This is a genomic window from Amycolatopsis melonis, from assembly GCF_040064235.1.
GTDB classification, from domain to species: domain Bacteria; phylum Actinomycetota; class Actinomycetes; order Mycobacteriales; family Pseudonocardiaceae; genus Amycolatopsis; species Amycolatopsis melonis.
Genome location: NZ_JBDZYD010000010.1, coordinates 401461 through 408626, shown reverse-complemented (window position 1 = coordinate 408626; position 7166 = coordinate 401461). Strand labels below are relative to the sequence as shown.

Below are 7166 nucleotides of genomic sequence, written 5' to 3'. Positions count from 1 at the left end.
GCGGCACTTTCACGTGAAAGTGCCGCCTCGCCGGTCAGCGGGGGCGGAGGATGATCTCCGTCGGGTGGGCGTCCGGGGTGGCCGATACCGCCGTCACCACCGCTGTGGCCACCGAGTCTGCCTTCAGCAGGTGCGTTGTGTCGTACTCGCGGCCTTCGCCCGCGAAGATCTCCTGTTGCATCTCCGTGTCCGTGCGGCCCGGGTAGACCGACGTCACGCGGATTTCCGGCTCCTCCTCGCGCAGCGCGTCGGCGAACGCGCGGACCGCGAACTTGCTTGCCGCGTACGGGGACCAGCCGGGGCGGGCCGTTCGGCCTGCTCCCGAGTTGATCACCACCACGTGGCCGCGGGCCGCTCGGAGGGCTGGGAGGAGGAGGCGGGTCAGCTCGACCACCGCCAGTGTGTTGACCTCGAAGTTGGCGCGCCACGCCGACGCGGGCGCTTCCTCGACGCGGCCCAGGCGGGCGACGCCTGCCGAGTGGACCAGGACGTCCAGGGCGGGGATGTCCGACACCGCCGCCTCGAGGGCTGCCGGGTCCGTCAGCTCCACCGGCCATGGCTTGGCGCCCGGGAGTTCCTTCGCCAGCTCGGCCAGTGCGTCGGCGTCGCGGCCGCCGAGCAGGAGGCGGTGCGTCGGGGCCAGCTGGTGGGCCACCGCCGCGCCGATTCCGCGGGAGGCGCCGGTCACCAGGGCGAGGGGAAGATCCGTCATGCCCCCACCGTAACGGCGAACCCCGCGTCCACCGTGCGGTCCTCGCGGCGGCCCGCGCCGAGCTGCCGGACGTCGGTGCAGCCCGTTGCCGGGTCCGCGTCCGAATCCGTGGCGTCGTCGCCCTGGTCCTTCGGGGACGGGTGCAGGCCGGACGGCGGGGTGAAGCACACCTGGTAGCCGCCGTCCTCCAAGCCGTCGAACGCGTACGCGCCGTCCCCGCCCGTCACGACCGTCGCGACCTCGCCGCCCTTCTTCAGCGTCACCTTCACGTCCGCGAGGCCCGGTTCGCCCGGGTCCTGCTGCCCGTCGCCGTCGGTGTCCGACCAGGCGAAGTCGCCGATCCGGTTCGTCGGCGGGGCCAGGCCGACGTCCACCGTGAAGTCCTCGCGGGCCTTGCCGCCCAGGGTGCGTGGTGCCGTGCAGCCGTCGGCGTCCGCGTCGGAGTCGCGGTCGTCGGGCCCGGCGTCCTTGCGGGTCACCGTGAAGTCCGCCGGGACCGCGAAGCACACCTGGTACGTGCCGTCCTTGAGCTTTTCGAAGCCGTACTTGCCGCCTGCGTCGGTCGTCGTGGTGCCGACCGTGCCGCCCGCGCCGTCCTTCAGCGTCACCTTGACGCCCGCGACGCCGGGTTCGTCCGGGTCCTGCAGCCCGTCGCGGTTGCGGTCCACCCAGGCGAAGTCGCCGATCTTCGCGATCGACGGCGGCGGCAGCACGGTGATCGTCGCCGACGCCGTCTTGTCGCCGAGCGTGCCGCCCGGGTAGTGCACGCCGGTGACCTTCGCCGTGTTGACGTGCCCGGTGTCGGCCACGGTGAGGTCCGGGTGGTCGCAGGTCAGCTGCTTGTTCGCGCCCGCGGCGAGCCCGAACGGGGCGAACCGCCCGGTGCACCACGGGTCGGTGACGGTGATCCCGGTCAGCTCCTGCGTGCCCTCGTTGGTGACGGTGATCCGGTAGTGCGCGGTGTCGCCCGCGGTGACCGTCGCGAACGGGCCCCACGCGCCGGTCGCCGGGTTCTGCACTTCCTTCTTCACCGAGTACGCCGCCAGCTGCAGGCCGACGCAGTCCCAGCGCAGCCGCTCGGCGCTCGTCGTGGCGAAGAACTGCACCGCGGCCGCCTTCGCCGGGGCCGTCGTGGCCGGGAAGTCCTGCCGGGCCAGGTGCCCGTCGCTCGCGTTGTGGTCGGCGACCAGCTTCGTCTCCTGCACCTGTCCGCCGGTCGCGTCGAGGAACCGCAGGCCGGTGGCCGGGCCGGTGCCGGGCGCGTGCGCCGCCGTCCAGACGCTGAGCAGGTAGACGCCGCCGGGGACGAACTTCTCGGCCTGGGTGGCGGTGCTGGCCCGGCCGTCCGGGGTCTGGATGACCGCCGACCGCTGCCCGTCGACGGCGTAGGCCTGCTCGGTCAGCAGCCGCGGGGCCTTCGCGGGCGGGGTGCCGGGCGGGACCGGCGCGGCCGGGGTGAACACGTACCCGTCCGGAGCGCCGTTGCGGGCCGTCTCCTCGACACTCGGGTTCGCCGCGATCCCGCCACAGGACGGCCCGGGATCGGCGACGGCCGCGGGCACGACCGTTCCCGAGAGCGCCATCACCGCCACTGCCACCACGCGCGCCGAACGCATCATGCCTCGACTATGGCGCGCGGCACGGGCCCGCACCGGGCGAGAACCGTCCACTTAAGAGTGAACCTTATTCTGGTCAGGCAGGCGCTACGGATCGCGAGCGGTCGCCTGAGGCGACCTCTCGCGCCTGCCGACGGCTGAATAAGGTTCAGTGAACCTCGGCCGGTGCGGGCCCGGTGTGTCAGCGCTCGCCGATGCGCCCCGGCAGCCCGAAGGGGCCCTTCTTCCACACCGAGACGATGGCCGGACGCGGCTGCGCGGTGCCGCCGTCGGGCCAGTGCGACGTCGGGTTCGCGGAGCTGGCCGCGTTCTCGCCCGGGTGCTGCACCGCGACGAGCACCAGGTGGTCCGTCACGACTGGGCCGCACGTCTCGGCACCGACCGGCACCGAGAGGAACTGCTTGACGTGCCCGCGCTCCGGGCCGGTGACCGGCACCGAGAACAGGCCGTCGTTCGCGCCGAGCGCGTTGCCGTCGGTGGCGACCCACAGGTTGCCGTGCCGGTCGAACGCGACGTTGTCCGGGCACGAGATCGGGCTGACCTGGTCCTTGGGGAACCCGCCGAAGTAGGTGTCCGCGGCCTTGGGGTCGCCGCAGACCAGCAGCAGCCGCCAGGAGAACTTCGTCGACGCCGCGTCGCCGCAGTCCTCCTCCCACTCCAGGACGTGGCCGTTCTTGTTGCCGTTGCGCGGGTTGACCTCGTCGACGCCTGCCTTGCCCGCCGCGCCGCGGTCGCTGTTGTTGGTCAGCGCCGCGTAGATCCGGCCGTTGACCGGGTTCGGCTCGATGTCCTCCGGCCGGTCCATCTTCGTCGCGGCGACCTTGTCGGCGGCCTGGCGGGTGAAGACGTAGACCTCCTCGGCGGTGAAGCCGTCCACAAAGGACTTGTCGCCGCCGGCCAGCGGGATCCACTCGCCGGTGCCGTCGAACTCGCCGTCGGCAGGCAGCTTGCCGGTGCCGTCGATCTCGCCCGGGCTGTCGCCGGTGAACCGGGCGACGTACAGCGTGCCCTCGTCGAGCAGCGCCGAGTTGTGCCGCCGCGCGTGCGCGCTCCGGCCGGGCTTGTACTTGCCCTTCGAGACGAACTTGTAGATGTACTCGAAGCGGCTGTCGTCGCCGGAGTAGACGGCGACCCGGCCGTCGGCGGTGATCTTGACGTTCGCGGCCTCGTGCTTGAACCGGCCGAGCGCGGTGTGCTTGACCGGTGTCGAGTTCGGGTCGTTCGGGTCGATTTCGACGACCCAGCCGAACCGGTTCGGCTCGTTGGGCTCCTGCGAGACGTCCCAGCGCTTGTCGAACCGCTCCCACTTGCGGGTGCTCTCGCCCTTGCCGACGCTGTAGCGCTTGAGCCGCTCCGCCGCGACCGGGTCGGTGACCTTGTCGGAGTGCGCGAAGTACTGGTCGAAGTTCTCCTCGCCGGACAGCACCGTGCCCCACGGGGTGACACCGCCGGAGCAGTTGTTCTGCGTGCCGCGGACCCTGCGCCCGGTCGGGTCGGCCGACGTCCGCAGGTACTTCGAGCCGGCGGCCGGGCCGCGGACCTCGAAGATCGTGTCGAGCGTGATCCGGCGGCCGAAGCGGCTCGGGACGACCTCGAGGCCGCCGTGGACCGGGTCGCGGCGGGTCTGCAGCACGGACAGGCCGTGCGCGGCCCAGGCGGTCTTGACCTGCTCCTCGGTCGGGTTGGCCGGGTCGTACTGGTCGGCCGGGAACATGTGGACCTCGGTGGTGTACTCGTGGTTAACCACGAGCAGGTTGGTCAGCCCCAGCGGGTCCTGCGGGATGAGCCCGACGAAGTCGTTGTTGTAGCCGAACTGCTTGGCCTGCGCGGCCGCGGTCTGCCTGGTGAAGTCGAACTTCGGCGCGCCGGCGACGACCGGGTCGCCCCAGCGGACGACGACGCGCTGGGCGTAGCCGTCGGGGATGCTGACCGCGTCGAGCTTGTTCGGCGGGACCGGGTCGAAGTCGGTGCCTGGCACCGGACGCGCGGGCTTGGCCGCGGGACCGGCGAGCGGAGCGGGTGCGGCGGCCGCGGTGCCCGTCGAGAGCGCGGCGAACCCGCCCGCGGCGGCGGCCATCACGGCGCCCGCCTTGAAGACGCGGCGGCGGGAGATGTCCTTGACCACGTCGCCGAAGTACTCGTTCCCGGAGTCGTTCGCCTCGGGGTGCGCGCAGGCGTTGCCGCAGCGGTACTCGCAGGTGACCGGGGAACGGCCGCCCGGATGAGCGGGGAACAGCGGGAGCAGGCGGTCGGGCACAGCGCCTCCATGGTGGGAATTCGGGAACGAAGCGAACCTAAGTGCCGAAAACCAGCCTTTCCGGACTTCTGGGTGAACAACGGGTGTACAACACGACAGCCCCGGGACACGGATCCCGGGGCTGTCACGGTGGGTGCGGAGCTCAGAACTCTTCGCCGACGAGGGCCGCTTCCTGCGGCAGCGTGTGCGGGTCGGCCTGCCGCTCGCGCAGCGAGAGCAGCGCGCCCGCGACGACGCACAGCACGGCCGAGGCGACGAACGGCGCCTGTGGCGAGCCGAACCACTCGGCGACGTGCCCGACGAGCGTCGCGGCGACCGCACCGCCGAGCCAGCGGCAGAAGTTGTAGCCCGCGCTGGCGACCGGGCGCGGCGCGTCGCTGATCGACATCGCCGTGCCGGTGAACAGGGTGTTCAGCAGGCCGGACACCAGGCCGGAGACGATGATCCCGGCCACCAGCACCGGCTTGCCGGGCACGGCCAGCACCAGCATCAGCACGGCGTAACCGAAGACGGCGGCCGAGGCGGCGTGCCGCTCGCCGAGCCGGGCGGCCAGCCGCGGGGCTAGGGCGACACCGGCGACCGCGACGCACAGGCCCCAGCCGCAGAAGACCAGCCCGACGGCGATCGCGTTCCAGCCGAGGACGAACGGCGACCAGGCCAGCACGGCGAAGAACGCGGCCGTGTACAGCGCCGACGCGACCGACGTCCGCAGGAGACCGGGGTGCTTCAGCGCGCGGAGCGGGTCGAGCAGCTTGACCGGGGTGCGCCTGTCGCGCGCGTCGCTCTTCAGAAACATCGCGCACAGCACGAGCGCGCCCGCCATGAGGATCGCGGTGCCGAGGAACGGGCCCCGCCACGAGATGCTGCCGAGCAGCGCGCCCAGCAGCGGGCCGACCGACAGGCCGAGCCCGAGCGCGGCCTCGTAGAGCAGGATCGCGCCGGACTGGCCGCCGGTCGCGGCACCGACGATGACCGAAAGCGCCGTCGCGATGAAGAAGGCGTTGCCGAGGCCCCAGACCGCACGCAGGCCGACGAGCTGCTCGATCGAGCCGGCGGCCGCGCAGAGGGCGGTGGCCGCGACGATCAGCGTGAGCCCGGCGAGGACGGTGCGCTTCGCCCCGAAGCGGGCACTCGCGGCACCGGTGACCAGCATCGCGACGACCTGGACGCCGAGGTAGGACGAGAACAGCAGGGTGACCTGGGACGGCGTCGCGTCCAGCCCCTTGGCGATGGACAGCAGGATCGGGTCGACCAGGCCGATCCCCATGAAGGCGATGACCGCGGCGAACGCGGTGATCCACACCTGCTTGGGCTGGCCCTTGACCGCGTCCAGCAGGCTCGGGTGGTGTTCAGCGCTCATCGCTGATCAGTTCCTCCTTCTTGGTGTCGACCAGCTGTGTCTTCTGGGACCGAGCCCCAGACCCCAGCCGGGGGGCGAGCCCCCCCTGGACCCCCCACAAGCAATTTGGCGAGAGCGGGCAGGGCGGCTTCGATCGCGGCGCGGTCGGCTTCGTCCATGGCGATCAGCCGCTCGCGGAGGAACTCCTCGCGAGCCGTCACCAGTTCGGCGTAAAAACGCAGGCCCTCGTCGGTGACTTCGACCAGCACCGCCCGCCGGTCGGCGGGGTCCGGACGGCGCGTGGCGAGCCCGAGCCGTTCGAGCCGCCCGACGACGTCGGTCATCGACGGCAGCCTGACCCGTTCGAACTCGGCGAGCGCGCTCATCCGCTGCGGACCGCTGTGGACCAGCTCACTCAGCACCGAGCCCTGGGTGAGGGTCAGCGTCAGCTGCGGCGTCTGGCGGCGCACCTGGTGGTAGAGCCGGAAGACCAGCGGCCGCAGCCGGTGGGCGAGGTCGGTGATCGCGGAAGTCACTTAGCCAGGCTAACAAAAATTAGTAAGCGTAGCTAAGTAAGTCGGCTCACAGGCTACGCTCGGGGCATGGACGCGGTGATCTTCGACCTCGACGGCGTGCTGGTGGACTCCGAGCGGATCTGGGACGAAGTGCGGCGCGCGGTCGTCGCCGAGCACGGCGGCACCTGGCGCGAGGAGGCGACGCGGGCCCTGCAGGGGATGAGCACCCCGGAATGGGCCCGTTACCTGGTGGAAGAGCTGGGCGCGCGGACGACGCCACCGGAGATCGCGACGCTGGTCGTCAAGCGGATGGCCGCCCGGTATGCCGCGGAGCCGCCGCTGATCCCGGGTGCCGTGGAGGTCGTGCGCCAGGTGTCGAACCGGTGGCCGGTGGCGATCGCCAGCTCGTCGCCGGTGATCCTGATCAAGGGCTTCCTCGACGTGACGGGCCTGCCGGTCGGGGCGGCCGTGTCGTCCGAACAGGTCGGCGCGGGAAAGCCCGCGCCGGATGTGTACCTGCGGGCGGCCGAGCTGCTGGGCGTGCCGCCGTCGGAGTGCGCGGCCGTGGAGGACACGACGAACGGGCTGCGGTCCGCGATGGCGGCGGGGATGGCCGTGTACGCGGTGCCGAACCCGCACTTCCCGCCCGACCCGGAGGTGCTGAAGCAGGCCACGGCGGTGGTGGAGAAGATCACCGGCCTGCCCGGGGCACTCGGGCTCGGCTGAA

At 72.0% G+C, this 7166-nt stretch carries 6 protein-coding genes; 1 reads left to right on the top strand and 5 read right to left on the bottom strand.

The window, feature by feature from the left end; genetic code table 11:
- Positions 1–34: 34 nt before the first annotated feature.
- The 5 genes from ABJI51_RS27695 to ABJI51_RS27675 all read right to left on the bottom strand — a co-directional run bounded on the left by ABJI51_RS27695 (position 35) and on the right by ABJI51_RS27675 (position 6460).
- Positions 35–712, bottom strand: a complete 678-nt coding sequence (locus tag ABJI51_RS27695; RefSeq protein ID WP_348949586.1) for an SDR family oxidoreductase — start codon at positions 710–712, stop codon at positions 35–37.
- Complete coding sequence (locus ABJI51_RS27690; protein WP_348949588.1) at positions 709–2331, bottom strand: DUF7850 domain-containing protein; 1623 nt, start codon at positions 2329–2331, stop codon at positions 709–711. The genes ABJI51_RS27695 and ABJI51_RS27690 overlap by 4 nt, the downstream gene beginning before the upstream one ends.
- Before the next feature lie 178 nt (positions 2332–2509).
- Positions 2510–4585: a PhoX family protein gene (locus ABJI51_RS27685; protein WP_348949590.1), complete on the bottom strand. Its 2076-nt coding sequence runs from the start codon at positions 4583–4585 to the stop codon at positions 2510–2512.
- Between the two features lie 142 nt (positions 4586–4727).
- Positions 4728–5945, bottom strand: coding sequence for an MFS transporter (locus ABJI51_RS27680; RefSeq protein ID WP_348949591.1), 1218 nt, complete (start codon positions 5943–5945; stop codon positions 4728–4730).
- Positions 5942–6460 carry a MarR family winged helix-turn-helix transcriptional regulator gene (locus ABJI51_RS27675; protein WP_348949593.1) on the bottom strand — a complete coding sequence of 173 codons (519 nt, stop codon included), beginning with the start codon at positions 6458–6460 and terminating at the stop codon, positions 5942–5944. The genes ABJI51_RS27680 and ABJI51_RS27675 overlap by 4 nt, the downstream gene beginning before the upstream one ends.
- Before the next feature lie 66 nt (positions 6461–6526).
- On the opposite strand from ABJI51_RS27675, the gene ABJI51_RS27670 reads away from it, so the two are divergent.
- Complete coding sequence (locus ABJI51_RS27670) at positions 6527–7165, top strand: HAD family hydrolase (RefSeq protein WP_348949595.1); 639 nt, start codon at positions 6527–6529, stop codon at positions 7163–7165.
- Position 7166: the final 1 nt, after the last annotated feature.